General features: G+C 66.9%; 18 protein-coding genes. 10 read left to right on the top strand and 8 right to left on the bottom strand.

The annotated features are described in order from the left end of the window. The first annotated feature begins 9 nt into the window (after nucleotides 1-9). On the top strand, nucleotides 10-1,701 hold the full coding sequence (locus AC5Y4D_RS15985; protein WP_499945510.1) for an FAD-dependent oxidoreductase: 1,692 nt from the start codon (nucleotides 10-12) through the stop codon (nucleotides 1,699-1,701). A 108-nt stretch (nucleotides 1,702-1,809) separates the two neighbouring features. On the opposite strand, the gene AC5Y4D_RS15980 is transcribed toward AC5Y4D_RS15985, so the two are convergent. Beyond that, nucleotides 1,810-2,262 carry a VOC family protein gene (locus tag AC5Y4D_RS15980; protein ID WP_499945509.1) on the bottom strand — a complete coding sequence of 151 codons (453 nt, stop codon included), beginning with the start codon at nucleotides 2,260-2,262 and terminating at the stop codon, nucleotides 1,810-1,812. Nucleotides 2,263-2,396: 134 nt separating this feature from the next. Next, on the bottom strand, nucleotides 2,397-3,518 hold the full coding sequence (locus AC5Y4D_RS15975) for a citrate synthase 2 (RefSeq protein WP_499945508.1): 1,122 nt from the start codon (nucleotides 3,516-3,518) through the stop codon (nucleotides 2,397-2,399). A 105-nt stretch (nucleotides 3,519-3,623) separates the two neighbouring features. Here AC5Y4D_RS15975 and pdxH point away from each other — a divergent pair, with 105 nt between their 5' ends. Continuing rightward, nucleotides 3,624-4,250, top strand: coding sequence for a pyridoxamine 5'-phosphate oxidase (pdxH, locus tag AC5Y4D_RS15970; RefSeq protein WP_499945567.1), 627 nt, complete (start codon nucleotides 3,624-3,626; stop codon nucleotides 4,248-4,250). A 46-nt stretch (nucleotides 4,251-4,296) separates the two neighbouring features. On the opposite strand, the gene AC5Y4D_RS15965 is transcribed toward pdxH, so the two are convergent. Together AC5Y4D_RS15965 and AC5Y4D_RS15960 are read right to left on the bottom strand one after the other, a co-directional pair. Further along, on the bottom strand, nucleotides 4,297-4,539 hold the full coding sequence (locus AC5Y4D_RS15965) for a PE family protein (RefSeq protein WP_499945507.1): 243 nt from the start codon (nucleotides 4,537-4,539) through the stop codon (nucleotides 4,297-4,299). Nucleotide 4,540: 1 nt separating this feature from the next. Then, entirely contained in the window at nucleotides 4,541-12,808 is an 8,268-nt protein-coding gene (locus tag AC5Y4D_RS15960) for a BTAD domain-containing putative transcriptional regulator (protein ID WP_499945505.1), read from the bottom strand. Between the two features lie 101 nt (nucleotides 12,809-12,909). Between AC5Y4D_RS15960 and AC5Y4D_RS15955 the strand changes: the two genes are divergently transcribed. Both AC5Y4D_RS15955 and AC5Y4D_RS15950 read left to right on the top strand, forming a co-directional pair. After that, the gene (locus AC5Y4D_RS15955) at nucleotides 12,910-13,236 is read left to right on the top strand and encodes a hypothetical protein (protein ID WP_499945502.1); all 327 of its coding nucleotides are present in this window, start codon (nucleotides 12,910-12,912) and stop codon (nucleotides 13,234-13,236) included. Between the two features lie 235 nt (nucleotides 13,237-13,471). Beyond that, on the top strand, nucleotides 13,472-14,764 hold the full coding sequence (locus tag AC5Y4D_RS15950; RefSeq protein ID WP_499945501.1) for a citrate synthase: 1,293 nt from the start codon (nucleotides 13,472-13,474) through the stop codon (nucleotides 14,762-14,764). A 67-nt stretch (nucleotides 14,765-14,831) separates the two neighbouring features. Here AC5Y4D_RS15950 and AC5Y4D_RS15945 read toward each other — a convergent pair whose 3' ends face one another. Further along, nucleotides 14,832-16,415: a phytoene desaturase family protein gene (locus tag AC5Y4D_RS15945; protein ID WP_499945500.1), complete on the bottom strand. Its 1,584-nt coding sequence runs from the start codon at nucleotides 16,413-16,415 to the stop codon at nucleotides 14,832-14,834. A gap of 89 nt (nucleotides 16,416-16,504) precedes the next feature. Between AC5Y4D_RS15945 and arfA the strand changes: the two genes are divergently transcribed. The 3 genes from arfA to arfC are packed head-to-tail and all read left to right on the top strand — an operon-like array spanning nucleotide 16,505 to nucleotide 18,400. Beyond that, nucleotides 16,505-17,530, top strand: a complete 1,026-nt coding sequence (arfA, locus tag AC5Y4D_RS15940) for a channel-forming protein ArfA/OmpATb (RefSeq protein ID WP_499945498.1) — start codon at nucleotides 16,505-16,507, stop codon at nucleotides 17,528-17,530. Between the two features lie 10 nt (nucleotides 17,531-17,540). Beyond that, nucleotides 17,541-17,744 carry a hypothetical protein gene (locus tag AC5Y4D_RS15935; RefSeq protein ID WP_499945496.1) on the top strand — a complete coding sequence of 68 codons (204 nt, stop codon included), beginning with the start codon at nucleotides 17,541-17,543 and terminating at the stop codon, nucleotides 17,742-17,744. Beyond that, nucleotides 17,741-18,400: a channel accessory protein ArfC, sunset domain variant gene (arfC, locus tag AC5Y4D_RS15930; protein ID WP_499945494.1), complete on the top strand. Its 660-nt coding sequence runs from the start codon at nucleotides 17,741-17,743 to the stop codon at nucleotides 18,398-18,400. Before AC5Y4D_RS15935 ends, arfC begins: the two co-directional genes overlap by 4 nt. Before the next feature lie 291 nt (nucleotides 18,401-18,691). On the opposite strand, the gene AC5Y4D_RS15925 is transcribed toward arfC, so the two are convergent. Together AC5Y4D_RS15925 and prrA are read right to left on the bottom strand one after the other, a co-directional pair. Beyond that, on the bottom strand, nucleotides 18,692-20,032 hold the full coding sequence (locus tag AC5Y4D_RS15925; protein WP_499945492.1) for a HAMP domain-containing sensor histidine kinase: 1,341 nt from the start codon (nucleotides 20,030-20,032) through the stop codon (nucleotides 18,692-18,694). A gap of 16 nt (nucleotides 20,033-20,048) precedes the next feature. Continuing rightward, nucleotides 20,049-20,750, bottom strand: a complete 702-nt coding sequence (prrA, locus tag AC5Y4D_RS15920; protein ID WP_036364553.1) for a two-component system response regulator PrrA — start codon at nucleotides 20,748-20,750, stop codon at nucleotides 20,049-20,051. 371 nt (nucleotides 20,751-21,121) lie between these two features. On the opposite strand from prrA, the gene AC5Y4D_RS15915 reads away from it, so the two are divergent. Next, complete coding sequence (locus tag AC5Y4D_RS15915; RefSeq protein WP_499945489.1) at nucleotides 21,122-21,778, top strand: ABC transporter transmembrane domain-containing protein; 657 nt, start codon at nucleotides 21,122-21,124, stop codon at nucleotides 21,776-21,778. On the opposite strand, the gene AC5Y4D_RS15910 is transcribed toward AC5Y4D_RS15915, so the two are convergent. After that, nucleotides 21,771-23,267 (bottom strand): carboxyl transferase domain-containing protein, encoded by a 1,497-nt coding sequence (locus tag AC5Y4D_RS15910; RefSeq protein WP_499945487.1) that lies wholly within the window; start codon nucleotides 23,265-23,267, stop codon nucleotides 21,771-21,773. The two genes, AC5Y4D_RS15915 and AC5Y4D_RS15910, sit on opposite strands and share 8 nt — an antisense overlap. A 28-nt stretch (nucleotides 23,268-23,295) precedes the next feature. On the opposite strand from AC5Y4D_RS15910, the gene AC5Y4D_RS15905 reads away from it, so the two are divergent. Both AC5Y4D_RS15905 and AC5Y4D_RS15900 read left to right on the top strand, forming a co-directional pair. Continuing rightward, nucleotides 23,296-24,027, top strand: a complete 732-nt coding sequence (locus AC5Y4D_RS15905) for an enoyl-CoA hydratase (RefSeq protein WP_499945485.1) — start codon at nucleotides 23,296-23,298, stop codon at nucleotides 24,025-24,027. Nucleotides 24,028-24,032: 5 nt separating this feature from the next. Continuing rightward, nucleotides 24,033-25,151, top strand: coding sequence for an MBL fold metallo-hydrolase (locus AC5Y4D_RS15900; RefSeq protein ID WP_499945483.1), 1,119 nt, complete (start codon nucleotides 24,033-24,035; stop codon nucleotides 25,149-25,151). Nucleotides 25,152-25,211 lie beyond the last annotated feature (60 nt).

The following is a 25,211-nucleotide window of genomic DNA, read 5'->3' as shown; positions in this document are numbered from 1 at the left end:
AGTCAGGTTATGCCGCACGTCATCACCCAATCGTGCTGCAATGACGGGTCCTGCGTGTTCGCGTGCCCGGTCAATTGCATCCACCCGTCCCCCGACGAACCAGGCTACGCAACGTCGGAGATGCTCTACATCGACCCGGTGGCCTGCGTGGACTGCGGCGCGTGTGTGAGCGCCTGCCCGGTCGGGGCGATCGTGCCCGACAGCCGGCTGGACCTCAGGCAACTGCCGTTCGTGGAGATCAACGCGTCGTTCTACCCGGAACGGCCCGCCGGTGAGAAGCTGCCGCCCACCTCCAAGCTGGCGCCGGTGCTGCCGGCGGCCGAGGTGCGCGCGCACGACCGGCCGCTGACGGTGGCCGTCGTGGGCTCGGGGCCGGCGGCGATGTATGCCGCCGACGAGCTGTTGGTCCAGCACGGCGTGCGGGTCAACGTCTTCGAGAAACTGCCCACGCCTTATGGTTTGGTGCGGGTCGGGGTGGCGCCCGACCACCAGCACACCAAGCGGGTCACCACGCTGTTCGACCGGGTCACCGGCGACCGTCGGTTCCGCTTCTTTCTCAACGTCGAGGTCGGGAAGCACGTCAGCCACGCCGAGCTGATGCAGCATCACCACGCCGTACTGTACGCGGTGGGGGCGCCCAACGACCGTCGTCTGGACATCGACGGGATGGGTCTGCCAGGCACCGACACCGCCACCGAGTTGGTCGCCTGGATCAACGGTCACCCCGAATTCGCCGGTCTGCCAATCGATCTGAGCCACGAGCGGGTGGTGATCGTCGGCAACGGCAACGTCGCTCTGGATGTTGCGCGCGTGCTCACCGCAGACCCCGACGATCTGGCTCGCACCGACATCGCCGACCACGCGCTCAAGGCGTTGCGCAAATCGGCCGTGCGGGAGGTGGTGATCGCAGCCCGCCGGGGTCCGGCGCACTCGGCTTTCACGCTGCCGGAGCTGGTCGGTCTCACCGGTGCGGCCGACGTCGTGCTCGACCCCGGTGACCACCGCAAGGTGCTCGACGATCTGGAGACCGCGACGGATCCGTTGACGCGCAACAAACTTCGAATCCTCAGCACCCTGGGCGACGGGACTGTCCCGGCGTCGCGACCGCGCATCCGGCTCGCCTACGGTCTTACCCCGCAACGCGTTGTGGGGGAGGGGCACGCAACCGGAATCGAGTTCACCGTCACCGGCACCGAGGAGGTGCGCCGGCTCGACGCGGGCCTGGTGTTGACGTCGATAGGCTACCGCGGCAATGCAATTCGCGATCTCCCGTTCGACGAGCGGGCCGGCGTCGTGCCCAACGACGGCGGCCGCGTCGTCGATCCCGGCACTGGCCGGTCCGTCCCCGGCGCCTACGTCGCCGGGTGGATCAAGCGCGGACCGACCGGGTTCATCGGCACCAACAAGTCGTGCTCGATGCAGACCGTCGCGGCGCTGGTCGCCGACTTCAACGCGGGCAAGCTGACCGATCCGACGGCAGGGCGCGCGACGCTGGCCCAGCTGGTGGCGGCGCGTCAGCCCGACGTCGTCGACTCCGCAGGCTGGCGTGCCATCGACGACGCGGAGGTAGCGCGCGGCAGCCGAGACGGCCGGCCGCGCAACAAGTTCACCGCGGTTGACGACATGCTCGCGGTCGCCGCGACCGCCGCGCCGCAGACGTCGTCGTTCCCCCGACGCCTGCTGGCACGGCTACGCGGCTAGGGTCGACGGCGGCGACCCGCTTCGCCCGGCTTCGCCGCGCTTGCGATCGCCGCTAGGGTCGACGGCGGCGACCCGCTTCGCCCGGCTTCGCCGCGCTTGCGATCGCCGCTAGGCCTGCGCGGACATCGCCTGCTGGATTTCCTCCATGCTGACCTCGCGTACCGGCTGTCCCAGCGACCAGTTGTGCCCGAACGGATCGGCCAGCACGCCGTAGCGGTCTCCCCAGAACTGGTCCTCGAGCGCCATCACCACCGTCGCGCCGGCGTCGACGGCTTTCTGGAACTTGTTGTCGACATCCGTCACCGTCAGATGGATGGTGACCGGGGTGCCGCCCAGTGACTTGGGCGTCATCGACTGGCCGTTACACATCTCCGGGAAGTCGTCGTTGAGCATGACGGTGGAGCCGTTGATCTTCACCGCGGCGTGGATCAACTTGCCGTCTGGGCCGGGTACGCGACCAAGCTCTTCGGCACCGAAAGCCTTGACGTAGAAGTCGATCGCAGCGGCGGCGTCGTCGACGACGAGGTGGGGGATCACTGCGGGTTCGATGTTGATGGCCATGGACTCTCCTCGGGTTGTTGGTATCGCCCGCGCGGGGCTGCACAGGTACAGACCGGGCGCGCAGACAAAACTCATCGGACGTCCGCGAGGCTAACCAGGCCCACCGACAAGTGGGACCTACCGCAACCCGGCGCTCACACCGTCGTGAGGACCCGGTCCCAGCCTTCGATGGACTCAGGGCTGCGCGGACCCGGACCGACATAAACGGCCGACGGGCGGACCAGCTTGCCGAGTCGCTTCTGTTCGAGGATGTGCGCGCACCATCCTGCGGTGCGTCCGCAGGTGAACATCGCCGGCATCATGTTGGCCGGCACCTTGGCGAAGTCCAGGATGACCGCGGCCCAGAACTCGACATTCGTCTCGATCGGCCGGTCCGGGCGGCGTTCGCGCAACTCGGCCAGCGCGGCCTGCTCCAGCGCGACGGCCACTTCGTAGCGGGGCGCACCCAGCCGCTTAGCGGTCGCTCGCAGCACCCGCGCCCGTGGATCCTCGGCGCGGTACACCCGGTGGCCGAAGCCCATCAGCTTCTCGCCGCGGTCCAGGATCCCTTTGACCAGGCCACGCGCGTCGTCGGTGCGCTCGACCTCTTCGATCATCGGCAGCACCCGCGCCGGCGCCCCACCGTGCAGCGGGCCGCTCATCGCGCCGATCGCCCCGGACAGGCACGCGGCCACGTCAGCGCCGGTCGAGGCGATCACCCGCGCGGTGAAGGTCGAGGCGTTCATCCCGTGCTCGGCCGCCGACACCCAGTAGGCATCGATCGCCTCGATGTGCCTGGGGTCCGGCTCGCCTTGCCAGCGGGTCATGAAACGCGCTGTGACGGTAGGGCATTCGTCGATGATCCGCTGGGGGACGGCCGGGTGATAGATACCGCGACCGGACTGCGCGACGTAAGACAGCGCCATCACCGACGCGCGCGCCAGTTGGTCGCGGGCCGTGGGTTCGTTGGTGTCCAGCAACGGCTTGTAGCCCCAGATGGGTGCCAGCATCGCCAGACCCGCCTGCACGTCCACCCGCACGTCACCGGTGTGGATCGGCAGCGGGAACGGCTCGGCCGGTGGCAGCCCTCGGCCGAAGTCGCCGTCGACCAGCAGCGCCCACACGTCACCGAAGTGGACCCCCTGGCCCACCAGATCCTCGATGTCGACGCCGCGGTAGCGCAGCGCGCCGCCGTCTTTGTCCGGCTCGGCGATCTTGGTCGTGAAGGCCACCACGCCTTCCAGACCTGGGACAAAATCCTCGGGGATCACAGTCATGGGCAGATTCTCGCACCCGACCCCCGCACGGTTACTACCGGCCAGTAACAACCGCCGAGTAGCGTTGGCCGGGTGACCGGATCTGACTGGCAGCGCTTGGCCGGGATGCGGGTGGAGTACGGATCCGCGGAGAAGGACGGCAGTGCCGACCTCGATGCCGACTGGCTGGCCGATGGCTGGCTTGCTTTGTTCCGCAAGTGGATGGACGACGCATGGCAGGCCGGGGTGGCGGAGGCCAACGCGATGGTCGTGGCCACCGTTGCCGACGGGCGGCCGGTGAGCCGGACGGTGTTGTGCAAGAACGCCGACGAGAGCGGGATCAGCTTCTACACCAACTACGACTCGGCCAAGGGGATCGAACTCGGGGTGACGCCCTATGCCTCGGCGACGTTTCCCTGGTATCTCCTGGGCCGACAGATTCACATCCGGGGCCCGGTGAGCAAGGTCGCTCCCGAGGTCACCCAGGATTACTGGTCGAAACGGCCGCGCGGTTCCCAGCTGGGCGCCTGGGCGTCACACCAGTCGCAGCCGATTGCCTCGCGTGCCGCGTTGCTGGACCAGCTGGCGGAGGTGACCGAGCGGTTCGCTGACACCGAGCACATCCCGGTGCCGCCGAACTGGGGCGGTTATCTGATCGCACCGCAGGTCGTGGAGTTTTGGCAGGGCCGAGAAGACCGGGTGCACAACAGGATTCGGGTGATTGGTGGTCAGGTCGAGCGACTGCAGCCCTGAGTTCTGCTCACCGTGTCCCGATGCCTCAGTCGCATCCTCCCGGCCATTACGGCGGACCGGCGAGCCCGTCCAGTCCGCGAAATAGCCGGCCGTTGCCGCCGGCACCGCCACTGCTTGGCAAGGCGAGGCCTGGCCCACCGTTGCCGCCGTTGCCGATGAGCGGGCGCTGCCAGCACCGCCGTGGTTTGAACCGTCGCGGCCGCGTCGGCTGCACCGATCGCCACTGGATGCCGGCCAAATCCGTTGCCGCCGAACTGATTATCTCCGGGACCGCAATCAAGGACGACATGTCACTGAGCGTCGTCGAACTTGGCGAGCGCGGCCTCAAGGTCTTCCTCGGCGAAGAGCTCGCAGCGGGTGATTCGGTCGCGTTCGACAATCACCACTTGGATCATGCGCCATTCGAGGTCAGAGCCCTCGCGCGAGGAGCCATACGAATGATTGGTGATGACCGCTCCGAGGTTGCTGAGCCGATGCACTGCCTCGATTCTGACCCTGAACTCCGGGGTGAAATCCCGGAAGGTACGAATTACGGCGGTCAGGTCGCTGGCTGAGAACGGCGTTCCTCGCCGGTTGTCCACGTTGACCCAATCCATTGCGGGAAACTCGTACCGGTTGAACGCGGAGTAAGTGCCTGAAATTAGCGACCAAACGAATGCATGGGTGGCCGCTTCGCCTGCGAGGTATCGGGCATCGAGTTCTTCAAAAGCGGCGTCGAAGTCGTCCATGTCGAACGTGACAGCCGCGACAATCCGGTCGTCGAAGTTGGTCTCGACAATGACGAGTACCTCGGTAGAAAACGCTTCGGAAGCCGGATCGCGATTCGAGAAGCGGCTACTGAGAAGGGCGAGCCGTGTTCCGCGGGTTGCTACGACGGCCGACGTCACGTTCATAGTGGACAGGTTGGCGATCGCGCGCACGTCCACAGTCAGGGCATCTCTACCGCTTCGGACTCCCGCACCCACCACCCGACGGCGATCGTCAGTGAAAATGTTCTCGGCCAGTATCGTCGCCATGCCGTCCCAGTTGCCTGCCGCGAGAAGCGTCAGATAGCGCCCACCCGCCTGGCTCGCCGCGTTTTCCAGTCGCGGTGCCTGCGGCCGCATTTCCTCGAAGCGCGCAAGCGCGGCGCCGAGATCGTTCTCATCAAAGAGCTCGACGCGGCTGATCTGGTCAGCGGTGCGCATCGTGATGCTCAGTTCCCGGAACTCCGCGTCGAAGCCCTGGGCTGATGTCCCACTCCACGCGTACGTGACCAATGCCCCGTGGTCGCCGAGCCGGTGCACAGCCTCGATAAATCCCCTGGAGTTCGGCATGAGATCCCATGTGGCACGAAGAAATGCGCTTAGGTCTCCGGACTCGAATGATCGTCCCTTCCGCTGGTCGACGCTGATCATGTCCGGCGTCATTGCTGGCAGCTCGTGCCGGTCGAGGGCGGCGTAAGCGGCCATAGTCACCGACCACGTTCGTGCGTGAGCCGCCGCTTCGCCGGCGAAGTAGCGGGTGTCGAGTTCCGCGAAGGCGGCATCGAAGTCATCGGCATCGAAAGCGATTTGCGCCGAGATCCGCTCGTCGGTGTCGACCTCGACGATGATGAGCATGTCGCTGCTGAAGTCGCCTTGCTGCAAATCCCGGTTCGGCGAACAGATGCGAGTGAGGGCGAGGTGCTCCCCGCGGGTCGCGACGACGGTCCACGTCGACGGCGCCGTATCGGCCAGGGCTTGCAGGTTCGCGACCACGACGTCGCGACCGTCCCAGAATCCGGAACTCGTCACGCGCCGGCGATCATCGACCAAACTGTCGTCGGTCAGGATCGCGGCCAACGCCGCCCAGTTGCGGGCGCGGAAGTACGCAAAGTTTCGGTCATTTGCCCGGCTCGCCGCGTTTTCCAGTCCAGGCCGTGGGAGTTCGTCGAACCTTGCGAGTGCGGCTTCGAGGTCGGCCTCGTCGTACACCTCGACGCGGTTGATCCGACCGGTTTTGACAGTCAGAACAAGGATCATTCGCCACTCGACGGCAAACCCGTCTGGCGAGCTTCCCCACGCGGCATAGGTGCCCACCGCTCCCACATTGCTGAGCCGATGTACCGACTCGATCAGCATGCTGAGTTCTGGTGTGACGTCCCAGATGTCGCGCATGGCTACTTGGGGATCGGTCGCGTCGATTACCGCGAGCCGTCGATGGTCGATGGCCGCCCAGTCCGCGGTCGGAAGTTCGTGCCGGTTGAACGCGGCGCATTCACGTGTGACAACAGACCAAGTCTGCGCGTGAGCGCCGGCTTCGCCGGCCAGGTATCGGGCGTCGAGTTCCTCGAGCGCAGCCTCGAAATCGGTCAGATCGAACGCGACGATTGCCGAGATCCGCTCGGCGGCGTCGATCTCAAGTACGTATAGAAGATCGACGCGAAACGCTTCGGGTTTCTCGTCGGTGCGCGAAAACCGGGCCTGGGTAAGGACGAGGCGATCGCCGCGAGTGGCAAGGGCCTCCGAAGCCATTTGCGTCACCCCCAGGTCGAGGGCCGTCCGGAACTGTCTGACCATGGCATCCCGACCGGTTCCGATGCCCTCGCCTACCAGAAGGCGACGATCTTCGGCGTAGAGGTCGTCGGCGCAGATCTTCGCTAACGCGTCCCAGTCACGGGCAGCGAAGTACGCCAGTAATCGGTCGTACACCCGGCTTGCCCCGTTTTGCAGTCGCGGTGCCGGCGCGCTGAGCTGATCGAACTTCGCGAGCGCGGCGTCGAGGTCTGTCTCCTCGAAGACCTCGCGGCGATTGATTTTGTCGCCATCAAAGGTGAGAAGACCGATTGCCCGCCACTCGGCCTCGAAACCGTCGCGCGAGCTCCCCTTCAGCACATGAGTCGCGAGCGCGCCGCGGCCGCTCAACCGATGCACAGCCTCGATGTAGATGCTGCTGCCCGGCGCGGCGTCCCACGTGGATCGGATGTACGCGGTCAAGTCACCGGGTGTGAACGATATCCCTCGGCGATGGTCCGTATTGACGCAGTCGGGCGTCATAGCGGGGAGTTCGTGCCGGTTGAACGAGGCGCAGGCACCTGCGATGAGAGACCAGGTGTCCGCGTAAGCTGCCGCCTCGCCGGTGAGATAACGCGCATCGAGCTCAGCGATGGCCGCGTCGATGTCGTCGACATCGAAGGTGATACCCGCCGTCACTTGGTTGTCGGCGTCGACTTCGACGAGGCAAAGCATCTCGAGACTGAACGGATCGGGCCGCTGGTTGCCGCCCGACATCCGGCTGCGAGTGAGCACCAGGCGCTCCCCACGGGTTGCGATGACACGCGACTCGCAGCTCCTGACCCCGACGTCGACGATGGCCCGCAGATTCGCAATCTGCGCAGCCCGGCCGCGTTGAACACCGCTGCGTATCAACCGACGACGATCGTCGTAGTAGCTGTCGTCGGTAGTCATCTCCGCCATGGAGTCCCAGTCACGAGTCGCGAGGTACGCATTGAAGCGGTCGTAGACTCGGCTTGCCGCATTCTCCAAAAGCGGTGCGGGTCGGCTCAGCCGGTCGAACGTTGCGATTGCGGTTTCCAATTCCGCCTCGTCGTAGACTTCGAAACGCTTAACCTTGTCACCGTCGACCATCTGCAAATCGATACCGCGCCACTCGGCGTCAAAACCCATAGCCGAAATGCCTTGCGCCACATGCGTACACACCGCGGCACGGTCACTGAGCCGATGTACGGTCTCGACGTAGAGTCGGACGCCTCGGAAATTGCCCAGGTTACTGAGGTCGTCGAGCAGATCACCGGGCGCGAAAGAGACCGGACGATGATCGATGCTGACGCAATCCGTTGCGAACGAGGGACGCTCGCCTCGATTGACCGCAGCGGGGCCACGTGCAATCACCGACCACGTATGAGCGTGCGGCGCGGCCTCGCCGCTGAGGTAGCGACGGTCGAGTTCGGCGACCGCGGCATCGAAGTCGTCAAGGTCGAACACAACGCGCGCCACAATCCGTTCTGTGGCGTCGATCTCGACGACGGCGAGCACGTCGATGCCGAATGCGTCCGGACGGTGGTCACCGAAAGAGGACTGGACCCGATTGAGTACTAGGCATCCGCCTCGTGTCGCAATGGTATTCGTCGCCATGCTGTTGATCCCAGCTTTGGCCACTACCGATAGTTCGGCCATCACGGCATTGCGTCCCTGTCGAAGTCCCGAGCCCACCACCTTGCGGCGATCATCTTGGACGACATGCTCGGCCAGGGATTCTTTCACCGCGTCCCAGTCGTTGCCCACGAAATATGTGTTGACCCGCTGGCATACGCGGGTCGCCGCGTTTTCGGGTCGTCGAGGCTGCGGCCGTGCTTGCTGCTCGAAGCGGGCATCCGCGGCGTCGAGTTCGGCCATCGCCGCGACAAGGTCTTCGGAGTCGAACCACACCTGCGTTGCGATTCGGCCATCCTCGTCTAACACGCAGACTTGCAGAAATTCGTCGTGCGGCGAGCCAGCAGTGTCGTCACAAGTGGTTACGGCTAACCGAGTTACCGCCATGCGTTCGCCGCGCACCGCAACGACGCCAACAATTCGGAAGCGCAGCGCGCCGTCTTCAGCGAGCCGTCGTACCTGGTGCGGCCAAGGGCCAGCAGGTAGATCGTCCAGATTGAAGCGGACAATCTTTCGCCGGCTCTCGACAACGACGCCAGGCGCAAACAACTGCTCCAATTCGTCCCAGGCCTCAACATCCAGCGCGGCCGCCACCTGTCTGACCGCTCGCACACAGGCGTTTTCTGGCTCGAGTCTGGGCGCTTCAGGCATTGGCAGCGGGGCTACGCAGAGATCTTGCTCCACGATCTTGCGGGCAATCTCGGTAAGCGCCGCAGCGCCTTTCAGCTCATACAGCTCGACGGCTCGCTCCGCAGCAGCATGGGCCTGCGCGAGGTCGTCGCAAGCCTCCAAAACCGTTGCCAGGGCAAGGCATGCGTCGCCGTGGTCCACCAGCAAGTCGGTACGCTCGGCAAGTCCCACGGCGGCCTGAGCTACGCGGCAGGCCTCGTCGTGTGCTCCGCTGCGCGACAACAGATGCGCCCGAAGGGTGCGCCACGCGATTGACGGCTTCAGTGCATGTCCGGCCAGACGCTCGCTCTCGCAGCACAACTCGTCCGCCTCGCCGTCTCGGCCCAGCGCCAAGCGGGCGCGGCCCAGCAGGGCAGCGGTTTCAGCGGTGTCGGCGTCAAGACCCATGCGACGAAAACCGTTGTAAGCCTTCATTAGATGCGGCTCGGCTGCAGCCGCGTCGTCGGCGACAAGCTCCACGATCCCGGCGAACTGCTCGACTTCGAGCAGTGCGGGCCGCAAGCCGAGCTCGGTCACGGTCCGACGCGCGGAGTCGATCATCCGCCGGGCCGCGGCCGTGCGGCCGCGGAAGGCTTCCAACACGGCTTGACACCGGGTCGAGGTGGCCTCGACCGCTGGCGAGTCGGTGGTTATTCGCAGCAGCCGCACCACGTCGAGGCACCGTCCGCCGGCCCGCGGCACCGGGTTGGGTCCCCATAAGGCCGCCAGCGGCGCACCGGCCAGCACCGCGTTCACCCGGCGGTGTTCGCGCGCGCGCCGCGCCGCCGTCAAGGCATCATCCAGGGTGGCTTCACAGTCACCGATACGCCCAAGGCGTGCAAGGCATCCGGCACGCACGGTATGGGCCTTCGCCTCCCCGGCGGCATCGGCCAAACCGGCCAACTCTTGGGCTGCGGTCTGCAACGCGACTTCTACCTCGTCCAATCGCTCGGGATGGATGAGCATCGACAACTGGCCGTCGAAGCAGGTGGCCCACGCCGACAGTTGCACCGAATCGACTGTCACCGAATGCAATTGGGAAACTGCGCCACCCGCCGAAGCTACATCACCAGCGGCCAGGAGCGCTTCGCAGCGCGCCACCAGCAGCGCGGCGGCCTGATCGTCACGGTCGGGCAGTTCCTCGTCGATCTCCTCCAACGCGTGCAAGGCATGGTCGTAGAGGTCGGCGGCACCTTCGTAAGCCAGCCGTGCCATCGCCTGGTCGGCGGCGCGTCGGCAGTACTGAACGGCCTTAGCCGCGTTGCCGGCCCAGGCGCATTCGAAATAGTGGTGAGCCAATTCGGCCAGCAACTCGTCCTCGGCGCCGGGTTGAGACTCCAACGTCGTGGCGATCCGTTGGTGCAGTCGCATCCGCCGCACCGAGGCAAGCTCGGTGAGCAGCGACTGGCGGACGATCGCGTGGTTGAAACGGTAACGGCCACCTGGCTCTTCGACGACGAGACCGGCCGCGCACGCCTCGTCGAACGCGTCGACGAGTTCACTCCCGATCACCTGCTCGACCAGTTCCAGGCCGAACCGGCTACCGACCACCGCAGCCGCCGAGAGCGCCTTGTTCGTCTCCTGCGAGAGTCGAGAAAGCCTGCGGCTCACGGCTTCTCGAACACCCTGGGGAAGGGTGCTCTGATCCCATACGCCGCCACTTTCATCGACGTGACGCAGGGCCTCAATGAGGAAGAACGGGTTTCCGCCGGTGACAGACGCCAGGGCGTGGGCGAGTTCCTCGTCGTCATAGCCGGCTTCGGCCACGTAGGTGGTCACGTCGTCTTCGTCGAGTCCGCTCAGATTCAGCCGGCTGGCGGTGCCGTTCCGGTGCAGGTCGGCCAGCATTGCCGCCAACGGGAGGGAGCGGTCCAGATCGGTGCTGCGGTACGTGCCCACGATTTGCACGCGGGCATGGTCGCCGAACCGCAGCAGATGCCGCAAGAGCAGCAGCGTCGGCTTGGCCGCCCAGTGCAGGTCGTCGAGGATCAGCACGATCGGCGCCGCGGCCGACGCGATCTCCAGGAGCGCGACGACGGCGTCGAACAGTGCGTAACGCTCGGTGTCAGGGTCCGCGCGGGCCGGGGACGCCAGATCGGCGACCGCGTCCAGCAGCCCGGGGGCCAGGGGGAGCAGCGCTTCGACGCCCCGCAGTCCCCGCAGCCGGTCCGCGCCGACGCACGGCACGAGCGCGCGCAAGGCTTCGGCAAACGGCTGATACGGCGCGCCGAGGTCCTCGTCGCAACGTCCGTAAAGCACGATCGAACCCTGTGCATACGCGCGGTGGGACCATTCGCCAGCCAGGCGCGTCTTGCCGACACCGGGTTCGCCGGCGATCAGCACCGCGTGCGCGCCGCTGCTCTGCCACGCGGTGAAAAGACGTTCCAGTTCCACGCCGCGGCCGACGAACGGGCCGGGAGCGGTCAACACGGCGGGCAGGGCGGGGCGGTCTATCGGTGCGTCGGCGACGACTTGCTCGCGCTGGTCGGTGTCCAGTCTCAGCTCGAAAACATGTTCTGGGCGCGCGAGGTTGCGCAGCTGGCGCATCCCCAGGTCGGCAAGCACGACATCGTCCGGAAGCGAGTCGATGACAAGCTCGGCGGTCGCTCGCGAGCACAAAGTCTGGCCGCCCGCGGCCAGCGAGCGCAGGCGCGCTGCCCGGTTGACCGCGCGGCCGAAGTAGTCGCCGTCGCGAAGCTCGACCTCACCGGTGTGCAGGGCTATGCGAATGCTCATCGGCTCGGCCAGTGTCCACGGCTCGTGAATGACCGCTTCCTGCAGCTCTATTGCTGCGGCAGCGGCAGCAGAGGGCCGTTCGAAGACCGAGAACGTGGCATCGCCCTCACCGCGCGTCTTGATCAGGCGTCCGCCGCGTGAGGTCACGACCTGTTCGACGAGCTCGTCGTGGCGCGCCAGCGCGGTCGCCATGGCCGCAGCGTCAGCCTCCCAGGCCGCCGTCGACCCCTCGATGTCGGTCAACAGGAACGTCACCGCCCGGGTTACCGTCGAAAGATTCTGCGCAACAGGAATTTCCAGTCCCGCGTCCTGTGCGACGACCGCTGCCTCCAGGCGGCGCAGTTCCGGACCGGGATCGACACCCAGCTCCTCGGCGAGCAGCGCCCGCGCCCGTTGATACGCGCCGAGGGCCTCGCCCTGCCTACCGGCGCGATACAGGGCGAGCATCAGCTGGCCCCATCGCCGCTCGCGTAGCGGCGCGTCAGCCACCACGGCCTCGAGCTCGCCGATGATCTCTGCGGCACGGCCCGTCGCCAGCAGCGCATCGGCGCGGTCCTCCACCAGTGCGGCGTGCTCTTCCGCCCACCGCGTCTTCTCGGCGGTTCCGCGCTGACTGTCGGGCAGTTCGGGGATTCCGCGCCATAAAGCCAGGGCCTCGTCGAAGCGAGCCACCGACTGGCCGCTGTCCCCGGCAGCGGCCGCCTCGCGACCCCGCCGAGCGAACGACCGGTAACTCGCGGTGTCAACCTCCGTCCCGGCCAGGATCCATCCGGCGCCTTCGGTCAAGACGAAGCCGTCGCCGAGGGTGCGACGCAGCAGCGAGATGTGAGTCTGCAGAGCCTTTCCGGCGGTGCGCGGCGGCTCCTTGCCCCAGAGCAGTTCGATGAGGGTGGCAGCGGAGACGACCGAACCGGCGTGCAGCCCGAGCATCGTGAGTAGGGCGCGCGGTTTTGTGTCCGGGATCATGATGGTTGCGCCATGCTGCCGGACTTGAAGAGGGCCCAAAACCCCCAGTTCCACGTCTTGAAGAGTAGTCACGAAGGCCATCGTTGGGCAGAGGATTCAACGGGCAGTCAAGGTCGAGTAAAGGCGGTCCACGCGATTGGAGTAGGCGGGTACTTGTGCCCGAGCACTCGGCATACCAGGAGCAGTTCGTCCAGAACTTGACGACCAACGCTACGTCCTATGCCGGCGCGGAAAGCGCCAACACCTTGAGTCTCAACTTGCTGTCCGGGGTGGACGCATTCAGGCTGGGGTCCACTGTGGCGTTGCTTGCTGCGGCGATCGGATATGCGGGGTTGCTTTACAACTTCGTGCCGTTCCTGCCGGAAGCATTGATATTTCCCTTGGCTGCGCCGGCCGGATTATTGTTGTTCGCTGCATTTGCGAATGCAGTGTTCTGGGCGATCGTCGAGTCCGGCTTGGCGTCTCTTCTTGGAATCGCATGATGTCGAATTACCTCGTTTGGTGAGGCGCGAACGCCGCACCGGTGTGCCGTTCGCCGCCGAATGTCACCCAGGCGTGACCGTCGCAAGCAGCAGCGGTCCTAGCTGCACGCCGCGCAGGACCTGCAGACCTGACCCCGGGCAGGCACGCCATCGTGATAACGACTACCTTCACCTATGACGCTCCTAGTGCACCTAGGGCGGGCAGCCATATCAGCCTGAGCGCAAAGGGGTTCTCGTGGGCGACACCGACGACACCGCATCTCTGAAGTACCCGGGGGGCGATATCGACCTGAAAATCGTCCGCGCCACCGAAGGTGCCGACGGCATCGCGCTCGGTCCGCTGCTGTCCAAGACCGGGCACACCACCTTCGACAACGGGTTCGTCAACACCGCCGCCTGCAAGAGCGCCATCACCTACATCGACGGCGACGAGGGCATCCTGCGCTACCGCGGCATCCCGATCGACCAGCTCGCGGAGAAGTCGACGTTCATCGAGGTCTCCTACCTGCTCATCTACGGCGAGCTGCCCACCACCGACCAACTGGCCGAGTTCACCGGCAAGATCCAGCGCCACACCATGCTGCACGAGGACCTCAAGCGGTTCTTCGACGGATTCCCGCGCAACGCGCATCCGATGCCGGTGCTGTCCAGCGTGGTCAACGCCCTTTCGGCGTACTACCAGGACGCCCTGGACCCGATGGACAACTCTCAGGTCGAGCTGTCCACGATCCGGCTGCTGGCCAAGCTGCCCACGATCGCCGCCTACGCCTACAAGAAGTCGGTCGGCCAGCCGTTCCTCTACCCGGACAACTCGCTGACATTGGTGGAGAACTTCCTGCGCATGACGTTCGGCTTCCCGGCCGAGCCCTACCAGGCCGACCCCGAGGTGGTACGCGCGCTGGACATGCTGTTCATCCTGCACGCCGACCACGAACAGAACTGTTCGACGTCGACGGTCCGGTTGGTCGGCTCGTCGCGCGCCAACATGTTCACCTCGATCTCCGGCGGCATCAACGCGCTGTGGGGTCCCCTGCACGGTGGCGCCAACCAGGCGGTGCTGGAAATGCTCGAGGAGATCCGCGAGAGCGGCGACGACGTCGGCGAGTTCGTCCGCAAGGTGAAGAACCGCGAAGAAGGCGTCAAGCTGATGGGCTTCGGTCACCGCGTCTACAAGAACTACGACCCGCGTGCCCGCATCGTCAAGGAACAGGCCGACAAGATCCTGGACAAGCTGGGCGGCGACCCGCTGCTGGACATCGCCAAGCAGCTCGAAGAGGCCGCGCTGACCGACGACTACTTCATCGAGCGCAAGCTCTACCCGAACGTCGACTTCTACACCGGCCTGATCTACCGGGCACTGGGCTTCCCGGTCCGGATGTTCACGGTGTTGTTCGCGCTGGGCCGGCTGCCCGGCTGGATCGCGCACTGGCGCGAGATGCACGACGACAGCGACAGCAAGATCGGCCGGCCGCGCCAGATCTACACCGGCTACACCGAGCGCGACTACGTCGCCATCGACGGCCGCTAGTTTCGCTGCGAGCTGGGGGCACCACCCCCTCGCGAGCAGACGCAAAAGCCCCTGATTCGTGCCGAATTCAGGGGCTTTTGCGTCTGCTCGCCGTCAAGGTCGCCAGCACGGCCATCGCCGCGTTGTGCCCGCCGATGCCCGAGACCCCGCCGCCGCGGCGAGCGCTCGCGCCGCACCGCATGATCCGCGGGTGTTCGGTGGCCACCCCCCATCGCTGTGCCGGAGTGTCCAGCGGATCGTCGTCTTCGACGAACGGCCACGACAGCGCGCCGTGGAAGATGTTGCCCGCCGTCATGCCCAGCGCGTGCTCCAGGTCCCGTGTGGTCGTCGTCTCCAGGCACGGCCGGCCCTGCGCGTCGACGAGCAACAGATCTTGAATCGGTTCGGCCAGAACGGAATTCAGCGATCCGAGTACGGATTCGGTGAGCACGACGGCGTCCGCGCGCAGTGACGGCGGTGTGTGCAGACCGAACACCGTCATCGTCTGCACACCGGGCAACTCAGGCGACACGATGCTCGGATCGGCCAGCGAATGGCAGTAGGCCTCGCACGGCAACGGGTCCGGCACGTCTCCGTCCGACGCCCTCGTGTAGGCGGCGTCGAGCTGTGACCAGGTCTCGTTGACGTGCAGCGTCCCGGCGAATGCCTGCTCCGGTGTCACCCGCGGGTCCCGTAACCGGGGCAGTCGTCGCAGCACCATGTTGACCTTGACCTGCGCGCCCGGCGCCAGGGCGGGTGCCGACTCGCCCAACAGGTCGGCCAGTAGGACCGGCCCCACCCCGCTCAGTACGAACCGCGCCTGCAGCACACACTCGTCGTCGTGCCGGCGATAGCGCACCTCGCCATCCGGGTCTATCGCGAAAACATCTGCGTCAGTGCTGATTTCAGCTCCGTAGCCGGTGGCCGCCGCGGCCAGGGCCGCCGACACCGCGCCCATGCCGCCGACCGGCACATCCCAGTCGCCGGTGCCGCCACCCAGCACGTGATACAGCAGGCAGATGTTCTGCAGCAGCGACCGGTCGTCCAGTCGGGCGAAGGTGCCGATCAGTGCGTCGGTGGCGATCACCCCGCGGACCACGTCGTTGCCGACGGTGCCGGCGATCGCCCGCCCGATCGGTTCGTCGACCAGGGCTTGCCACGCAGACGCCGCGTCGGGATCACCACCGTCCAGCACGAGCCGGCGGGCTTGTTCGCGGGTGCGCAGCGGCTCGAGCAGGGTCGGCCAAAAGCGCCGCGTCACCAGCCGAGAGCGCCGGTAGAACGCGTCGAAGCCCTGCTCGTCGGCCGCGGCGCCGAGCGCGTCGAACCCGCCGGGTGATCCGACGAGCAGACCGGTGCGTCCCCCGGTGATGGGGTCCGGGGTGTAGGACGAATACGCGCGTCGGCTCAGCCGTACCCGAACGCCCAGGTCATCGAGTATGCGCGACGGCAGCAGGCTGACCAGGTACGAATAGCGTGACAGCCGGACGTCGACGCCGTCGAAGGCCCGTGCCGATATCGCGGCGCCGCCGACGTGTGCTTGGCGTTCCAGGACCCGCACTCGCAAACCCGCGCGCGCCAGGTAGGCGGCCGCGACCAGCCCATTGTGCCCACCGCCGACGATCACGACGTCGTACCGGGGATTGACCGCCGGGCCAGTCCCGTTGGCCATCGCTACAGTCTGCCCGACGTTCCCCCGGGAACGGGCCGGGACTCGGTAGGCTGCTAATCGCCTGGAAGTGCACGAACGAGTGAGGAGCGATGGCCGGTTCAGAGGTGGGTGTGACGGAAGCACCCACGCCCGCCGAGCCCGTGGCCCAGGACCGACCGACCCGACGGCAGCTCGTCCGGCTCTGGCTGATCGGTCTGGCGCTGATCCCGTTCCTGCTCGCCCTGATCAGCTACGGCGCATACGAGCGTCCCATGGCCGTCAACGGCCCAACCGGCGATCTGCCCACGCTGTCCCCGACATCGGTCAGTATCTCGATGGCGCCCAGCCTGTCGTTGTCGCTGCTGTCCGTCAGCCGCGACGGCAACGGCATCACGTTGATCGGTGACTTTCCCGACGAGGCGTCGAAAGCGTCATTGATGAAGGCGCTCAAGGGATTACTGGCGCCGGGAGTCGCCGTCGTCGACCAGATCCGCATCGACCCGCTGGTGCACACCCTCGACTTCACCAACGCCGAACCCGTTTTCACCGCCGGCGCCCCGATTCCAGACTTCAACTTCAAGGTCGAGAAAGACACCGTCACGCTGACCGGCACCGCTACCACACCGGACCAGAAGGAGGCGATCGGCCGCGCCGCCGCCGCCGCCTGGCCGGACGTCAACCTGACCAACAAGATCGTGGTCAAAGGCCAGATCACGCCGATGCCCCCGGGTGGTACGCCGGCCCCGCCTGCCCCTGCCCCTGCGGCGGCCGCGAATTGCGGCGATCTACAGGCCGCCATCAACGCCATGACCGGTGGTCCGCTTGCGTTCGGAAACGACGGCGTGAGCCTGACACCGGAGGACAACGACATCCTGATCCGGGTGGCCGACAAGCTCAAGGCATGTCCGGACGCCCGCGTCACCATCAACGGCTACACCGACAACGCCGGCAGCGAGGCCGTCAATATTCCGCTGAGCACCCAACGGGCCACCGCCGTCGCCGAATACGTCATTGCCAACGGCGTGCCGCGCGCCCGGGTCACCGCCAAGGGGATGGGGTCGGCCAATCCGATCGCGAGCAATGACACCCCAGAGGGACGGGCCAAGAACCGCCGCGCCGAGATCGTGGTCGGCTAGGGGATCGGATATGGGTTTCGTGGTCCAGTGGTTGATCTGCTCGGTCGCTTTTGTCGGCGGTTCGGCCGTGGCTTACGGAATAGCGTTGCTGCTCAAGCCCAAACAACGCGACGCCGAAGACGCGCCCGCCCCCGAGCCCGAACCCGAACCCCGCCCCGACCCCGAACCGCAGCCCGTCGAGCAGGAGTCTTCGGAGATCGGAGCCAAAGGGTGAGCGGTCAACTGCACTGGTGGCCCGCCGCTGTCGCGTTCGGGCTCGGCATGGTGCTGACGCTGACGCTGATGATGCGCCCGGCCAAAGTCCCGATGCCGGCCTGGGTGTCGGGTCAACCGGGGCCGCTGGCCCAGCCCGAGCCGCCGACGATGAAGGTGCCGGCCAGCGAGGCGCCTACCCAACGGATCCCGGTGGCCAGGCCGCGACCGGCGAAGAAGACCGCCGCCAAAGTGCCACCGAGAAAACGCAGGCCGATTCCGCGAGACGATGCGACGGAGGCGATTGCGGTCCCAAGGAAGAGGACCGCGAAGAAGGTCCCGGCGAAGAAGGCCAGACCCAGACGCCCACCCGGTCGGATTCCTGTCACGAAAGACCTTGCGACGCAGACTGATACGCTCAGCGAAGCGCAGACGGTGCAGATACCTCTGGTGCCGTACGCGCCGTACGGCCCTGGGTCCATGCGTGCCGATCCCGACGGGACTGGGCCGGAGGGCTGGCAGGTGAAGGGCCGCACCGATTCTCGGCTGTTCTATCTTCCCGATGATCCGGGCTACGACGACGTCGAGGCCCAAGTCTGGTTCGAGGACGAGGATTTCGCCAGGCGGGCGTTTTTCATGCCGGGGCGCGACAGCGCGCCTACCAGCCCCGAGGACTAGGGCGTTTCTGACAATAGCGCCGGTCCTGGTGAGGCGGGTTGAGTTGCATGGGGGTGCGCATCCTGACGCTGGTTTCGCGCCCAGATTTTGCACGCGGAGTAAGCGTTTGGGTTGTTTCGTGATTTCGCTGTGAAGACTTGGTCTTGGGGGTGAAGGGACGGCTTTCGGGGTGAAACCAGGGCGGGAAAATCGGCGAAATCCCGCCGTGGTTTCCCTCGCAAAGCCCAGGTTTCACACTGAAAGCCCAGGTTTCACACTGAAAGCCCCAGGTTCACCCGAACTCGACACCGACTAGCTGGGGCCGGGCAGGCGCAGCACCAGTCGCGCCCCGCCCATTGCGCTGCTCTCCAAAGTCGCCGTGCCACCGTGTAATTGGGCCTGCTGAGCGACCAGCGCCAGGCCCAGGCCGGACCCGGAATGTGAGGCGGTCGAACCTCGCGAGAATCGTTCGAACACGATCCGGCGTTCCTCTTCGGGCACGCCGCTGCCGTCGTCGTCGATGGCGATCTCCACTCCGGCTCGCGAGCTGACCGCCGACACCTGGACATGGGTGGCGCCGCCGTGCTTGACGGCGTTGGCGATCGCGTTGTCCACCGCCAGGCGCAGCCCGGCCGGCATCCCGACGATGATGCACGTCGGCGACGGCACCAGGGACACGTCGACGTCGGGGTAGATGCGGGTGGCATCGTGAGCGGCCCGGTCCAGCAGATCGGTGATGTCGACCGGTACGTGGTCATCGGAGGTGGACAGCTCGCCTTGGGCGAGCCGCTCCAACGCGCTCAGGGTGGCCTCGATGCGCGACTGGGTGCGGATGACGTCGCCGAGCACTTCCTTGCGCTGCTCGTCGGGCATGTCCAGGGTGGCCAGCACCTCGAGGTTGGTCCGCATCGCGGTCAGCGGGGTGCGCAACTCGTGCGAGGAGACCGCGGCGAAGTCACGGGCCGAGGCCAGCGCCTCCTGCGTCCGGTTCTGCTCGTTCCAGATGCGTTGCAGCATGCCCCGCATGGCCTCGGCGATCTCGACGGCTTCACTGGCGCCGTGCACCTCGACCCGCGGGGCTTCGTCGCCGGCATCGATCGACCTCGTCTGTTCGGCGAGTTGTTTGAACGGCCGCACCGCGAAAGCGGCCAGCAGCCAAGCGAACACGGCGGCCGCCGCCACGGCGAAGATGCAGATCAACAGCACCCGCCGATGCAGGTTGTTGGTTTCGGCGTACGTCGCGTCGTAGGTCGCGCCGACGGCCATCGACATCGGTTCCGGTCCGGAGATCTCCACCGTGCGCACCCGGTAACGCACCCCGTTGATGTAGGTGTCGGCGTAGTCGGCCTGCAGTGGCGGCAAGGTGATGTCGGAGTTCGACTTGACCACGTTGCCGCGGCGCACCGTGATCAGGGCGTCCTGGTCGTTGGGGGAGCGCGGGATCTCGTCGAGACCGCGCGGCACGAACGGGATGGCGAAACCAGCGGCCTCGTCGAGCCGGCGGTCCAGCCGCTCTTTGCGGTCCTTGGTGATACCGACCCACACGACAACGCCCACGATCAGCACGGGAATCGCGGCGCCGATCGCCGTCGCGACCACCACCCGGGTCCGTAGCGAGGGCGTTCGGGCGAAGATCCGCGACAGGATGTTCATCGGCAATACTGCGGCCTTACTGCATCCGAAGGACGAACCCGACTCCCCGGACGGTGTGCAGGAGCCGCGGACCGCCGTTGGCCTCCAACTTGCGTCGCAGGTAGCCGATGAAGACATCGACGACGTTGGTGTCGGCGGCGAAATCATAGCCCCACACCAGCTCCAGCAACTGCGCGCGGGACAGCACTGCGGTCTTGTGCTCGGCCAGCACGGCCAGCAGGTCGAACTCTCGCTTGGTCAGGTCCACGTCCACGCCGTTGACCCGAGCCCGGCGGCCCGGGATGTCCACCTCCAGCGGGCCCACCGTGATGGTTTCCGACGACGACGTCGCGGTGGCTCCGCGGCGGCGCAGCAGCGCGCGCACCCGGGCCACCAGTTCGGCCAGCACGAACGGCTTGACCAGGTAGTCGTCGGCTCCGGCCTCCAGACCGGCCACCCGGTCGTCGACCGAGCTGCGGGCGCTGAGCACGCACACCGGCACGTCGTTGTCCATCGCGCGCAGTGCCGTGACGACGCTGACGCCGTCCAGCACCGGCATGTTGATGTCCAGCACGATCGCGTCCGGGCGGGTCTCGGTGGCGCTGCGCAGGGCTTCGGCGCCGTCGACCGCCGTCGACACCTCGAAACCGGAGAGCCGCAGGCCGCGCTCCAGCGAGGCGAGCACGTCGGAGTCGTCGTCGACGACCAAGACCCGAGGTGAGTTGACACCAGTGTCCATGGGTTCATCTTGCCTGATTGTCGGGTGCGACGGTGGGAGGCACGAGCAGTCCGCGGGATGCCGGGACCGTAGCAACGCATTGTCGAAATGGTTATCGTTTCGACGCTGCGCAGCGACCGGGCCTGGTTGCCGACGTGCAATCATCGAGATCGGGTGGCAGGTCACGACATTCGGCGTCGCGACCGAAATTCGTTGTTGCGATTCGCCTTTGACGCCATCTCTCGCAACGGGATCGGGAGACGAGCTCGATGACCGACGTCATGCCCGCCCCGTATGAGGTGGCCCAGGCGCCCGACCAGGACCCGCGTCGGTGGAGCGTCATGGGTGCGGCGGCAATCCTTACTTGCGTTGCGGCCGTTGGGTTCCCACTCATGGCGAGGGCGACGATCGATGGCCCGCTGAGCTACTACGATCACCGTGGGCTGTGGGTGCCGGGGGTGGCGGCCATCGCTTTGCTGTTGTCCGAGTCGGCGATGTGGTTGATACGCCGCCGGGTCACCGTCTGTGCGGCGACGGGCCTGGGACCCGCGATTCGCCGAGACTTGCACCAAGGCTTGCATATCTTGCCGCTGACCTTTCACCTGCGTTGCCAGACCGGGAAATTGGTGTCGCGTTCAGTGAGCGATCAGGACACCGTGCGCGGTCTGCTCTCGTTCGGCGCGGTGCTGGTGGTGCTCGACAGCCTTCAACTCGCCGTGGTGACAGTGTGTCTGCTCGCGCTGTACTGGCCGATGGGGGTGGTGGCGCTGGCCATGGTCGCGGCGCTGCTCGCCACGGTGCTGCACCATCAGGGCGAACTGAGTTTGCCCAGGTTGCCCGCGCAGGTCTGGACGGTGCTGGAGGTCATCCCCAATCTCGCTCTGGTCGTCGTGCTGGGGCACGGGGCGTACGCGGTGTGGCATGGCCTGATCACCATGGGCACGCTGACGGCGTCGCTGCTGATGACGCTGTCCCTGGTCTGGCCAGCCACCGGGCTGGGCTTTCTGTTGTCGATGACCCGCGAAGCGATGAGAGGGTCGGCTAACTGAGCGTGTTCCCGGCCTCCGGCAGGCCGATACGGCGGTAGCGCCGCAAGCGCGCGTCCAAGCGCCCGGCGTCGGGCAACATCCGCAGCGCGTGTACCTCCGCGGCGATCGCGCGGGACAGCCGCGCCGAGAACTCGGCCGGCTCGTCGGCGGCGTCGGGACGTTCGGGCACGACCGCGTCGACGATGCCGGCCGCCAACAGGTCGGTCGACCGGATACCTTGTGCCGCAGCGAGTTCCGGTGCATGTGTGATGTCACGAAAGACGATCGCGCTGGCGCCCTCGGGCGGCAGCGGGGCCAGCCACCCGTGCTGCGCGGCCAGCACCCGGTCGGCGGGCACCATGGCCAGCGCCGGCCCGCCGCTGCCCTGACCCAACAGCACCGACACCGTGGGAGTCGCCAACGTCACCAGCTCGGCCAGGCACTGGGCGATCTGCCCGGCCAAGCCGCCCTGTTCGGCTTCGATGGACAATGCCGGCCCTGCGGTGTCGATCACCAGCACCAGGGGGAGTCGCAGTTCGGCGGCCAAGGCCATACCCCGGCGCGCCTCGCGCAGCGAAGCGGGCCCGACGGCATTGCCGCCACCGGGTTGGGTCCGCTGCTGGCCGAGCACCACCACCGGCTGACCGCAAAACCGGGCCAACGCCAGCAGCGTCGTCGTACCCCGACCGGTGCCCGACAACGGCACCAAATCGGTAGCGCCGTGGCGCAACAGGTCCCGCACATCGGGCCGATCCGGGCGCCGCGAAGCCAGCACCGAATCCCAGGCACCGACGTCGGGCACCGGCTCGGCCGGCTGAGGTGCCGGCGGCGGCCCGGGGGCGTCGGCGATCACCGTCAGCGCCCGGTCGAGCGTGTCACGTAACTCACCGAGCGCGACGACGTCATCGATCACCCCGTGCCGCTGCAGGTTCTCCGCCGTCTGCACGCCGGACGGGAACGGCTCGCCATACAGCAACTCGTACACGCGGGGACCGAGAAACCCGATCAGCGCGCCCGGCTCGGCGAACGTCACGTGACCCAGCGATCCCCAGGACGCAAACACCCCGCCCGTCGTCGGGTTGCGCAGATAGACCAGGTACGGCAGGTGGGCTTGGCGGTGCAGCCGGACGGCGGCGGCTATCTTGACCATCTGCAGGAACGCGACCGTACCCTCCTGCATGCGGGTGCCGCCCGAGCTCGGCGACGCCAGCAACGGCAACCGCTCGGCGGTGGCGCGCTCGACCGCCGAAGTGATCCGTTCTGCGGCGGCCACCCCGATCGACCCGGCCAGGAAGTCGAAGTCGCAGACCACCACCGCCACCCGGCGTCCGAAGACCGTTCCCTCGCCCGTGGAGACGGATTCGTCGCGTCCGGTGGCGGCCCGGGCGTCGGCCAGCTCACGGGCGTAGGACGGCGAGGTCGGCACCGTGAGCGGGTCGGTGTCCCAGCTGAGGAACGAGCCGGGGTCGAGTACCGTGTCGCGCAGTTGATCGGTCGTGATACGGCTCACACCGACGAGGCTAGTTATCCTGGCCCCCATGATCGGTATCACCCAGACCGAAGCCGTCCTGACCATCGAACTGCAGCGACCGGAGCGGCGCAACGCGCTGAACTCCCAGCTCGTCGAGGAGCTGCGGGAGGCGTTGCTGAAGGCGGGGGACGGCTCGGTGCGGGCCATCGTGCTGACCGGGCAGGGCACGGCGTTCTGCGCCGGGGCGGACCTGTCCGGCGACGCGTTCGCCGCCGACTACCCCGACCGGCTCGTCGAACTACACCGGGTCATGGACGCCACGTTGATCCCGGTGATCGGTGCGATCAACGGTCCCGCCATCGGCGCCGGGCTGCAGCTGGCCATGCAGTGCGACCTCCGGGTCGTCGCACCGGACGCGTTCTTCCAGTTCCCGACGTCGAAATACGGTCTGGCGCTGGACAATTGGAGCATCCGCCGGTTGTCCTCGCTGGTCGGTCACGGCCGGGCCAGGTCGATGCTGCTGACCGCGGAGAAACTGACCGCCGAGGTCGCGCTACAGACCGGCATGGCCAATCGGATCGGGACGCTTGCCGACGCCCAGGCCTGGGGCGCAGAGATCGCCGGGCTGGCGCCGCTGGCCATCCAGCACGCCAAGCGGGTACTCAACGACGACGGCTCCATCGAAGAAGCCTGGCCGGAGCACAAGGAGCTGTTCGACAAGGCCTGGGGCAGTCAGGACGTGATCGAGGCGCAGGTGGCCCGGGTCGAAAAGCGGCCACCGAACTTTCAGGGGGCCTGACGGACATGACGAACCGGGCGCTGCGACTGGCCGCCGGCACCGTCTCGCTGGCAGCGGGCGGCTGGTTGCTACGCGCCCTGCACGGCGCCCCCTCGGCGCTGGGCGCCGACCCCGGAGCCATCGAAGCCGTCACAGCGGATTCGCCGAACTACCGGGACGGCGCGTTCGTCAACATCGACCCCGGCTCGCTCTACGTGATGAACCGCGAGCAGCTGCGCCAGGTCGCCTGGGAACTGGTCGGCGCACGCGTACACAGCCGTCCCGCGCGACCGATCCCGTTGGCATCGCCGTCCATTTATCAGGGTGAGCCGGCCGAATTGGCGGTCAGCTGGTTCGGTCACTCGACGGCACTGATCGAGATCGACGGTTACCGCGTGCTGACCGACCCGGTGTGGAGCGACCGCTGCTCGCCGTCGGACCTGGTCGGACCGCAACGACTGCATCCCCCGCCCGTGCAATTGGAAGGCTTGCCGGCCGTCGACGCCGTAGTGATCAGCCACGACCACTACGACCATCTCGACATCGACACCGTGCTCGCGCTGGCTCGCATGCAGCGGGCACCGTTCTTCGTGCCGCTCGGGGTTGGTGCGCACCTACGGTCGTGGGGGATACCCGAGCAGCGGATCGTCGAGCTCGACTGGAATCAGAGCGCGAAGGTCGACGAACTGACCATCGTCTGCGTACCGGCCCGGCACTTCTCCGGGCGCTTTCTGAGCCGCAACAACACGCTGTGGGCGTCCTGGGCGTTTGTCGGGCCGTCGCACCGGGCCTATTTCGGTGGCGACACCGGCTACACCAAGAGCTTTGCCGACATCGGTTCCGAACACGGGCCGTTCGACCTGACGCTGATGCCGATCGGCGCGTACAACACGGCCTGGCCGGACATCCACATGAACCCGGAGGAAGCGGTACGGGCTCATCTGGACGTCACCGACTCGGGGTCGGGGCTGCTGGTGCCGATTCACTGGGGGACGTTCCGGCTGGCGCCGCACCCCTGGTCCGAGCCGGTCGAGCGGGTGCTCGAAGCGGCCGAGGCGGACGGGGCTCAGGTGGCGGTGCCCAATCCTGGGCAGCGGATCGACACCGCCTCGCCGCTGCGATTCAGCGCGTGGTGGCGGCTCTGAGCGAACCTGGTTTCCTTCCCGCGAAACCAGATGCCGGCCCGCTTCATCGGGCGCGAGGGT

The sequence above is a fragment of the Mycobacterium sp. NGS67 genome (genome assembly GCF_059812185.1).
Note: the sequence above shows the minus strand (reverse complement) of the source record. Positions and strands in the feature narration are given on the sequence as shown.

Bases quoted from the DNA above. Each gene is read 5' to 3' on its own strand.
- AC5Y4D_RS15985 (WP_499945510.1), top strand. From the start codon at position 10: ATGCCGCACGTCATCACCCAATCGTGCTGCAATGACGGGTCCTGCGTG.
- AC5Y4D_RS15980 (WP_499945509.1), bottom strand. From the start codon at position 2,262: ATGGCCATCAACATCGAACCCGCAGTGATCCCCCACCTCGTCGTCGAC.
- AC5Y4D_RS15975 (WP_499945508.1), bottom strand. From the start codon at position 3,518: ATGACTGTGATCCCCGAGGATTTTGTCCCAGGTCTGGAAGGCGTGGTG.
- pdxH (WP_499945567.1), top strand. From the start codon at position 3,624: ATGCGGGTGGAGTACGGATCCGCGGAGAAGGACGGCAGTGCCGACCTC.
- AC5Y4D_RS15965 (WP_499945507.1), bottom strand. From the start codon at position 4,539: ATGTCGTCCTTGATTGCGGTCCCGGAGATAATCAGTTCGGCGGCAACG.
- AC5Y4D_RS15945 (WP_499945500.1), bottom strand. From the start codon at position 16,415: ATGGCCAACGGGACTGGCCCGGCGGTCAATCCCCGGTACGACGTCGTG.
- arfA (WP_499945498.1), top strand. From the start codon at position 16,505: ATGGCCGGTTCAGAGGTGGGTGTGACGGAAGCACCCACGCCCGCCGAG.
- AC5Y4D_RS15935 (WP_499945496.1), top strand. From the start codon at position 17,541: ATGGGTTTCGTGGTCCAGTGGTTGATCTGCTCGGTCGCTTTTGTCGGC.
- AC5Y4D_RS15925 (WP_499945492.1), bottom strand. From the start codon at position 20,032: ATGAACATCCTGTCGCGGATCTTCGCCCGAACGCCCTCGCTACGGACC.
- prrA (WP_036364553.1), bottom strand. From the start codon at position 20,750: ATGGACACTGGTGTCAACTCACCTCGGGTCTTGGTCGTCGACGACGAC.
- AC5Y4D_RS15915 (WP_499945489.1), top strand. From the start codon at position 21,122: ATGGCGAGGGCGACGATCGATGGCCCGCTGAGCTACTACGATCACCGT.
- AC5Y4D_RS15905 (WP_499945485.1), top strand. From the start codon at position 23,296: ATGATCGGTATCACCCAGACCGAAGCCGTCCTGACCATCGAACTGCAG.
- AC5Y4D_RS15900 (WP_499945483.1), top strand. From the start codon at position 24,033: ATGACGAACCGGGCGCTGCGACTGGCCGCCGGCACCGTCTCGCTGGCA.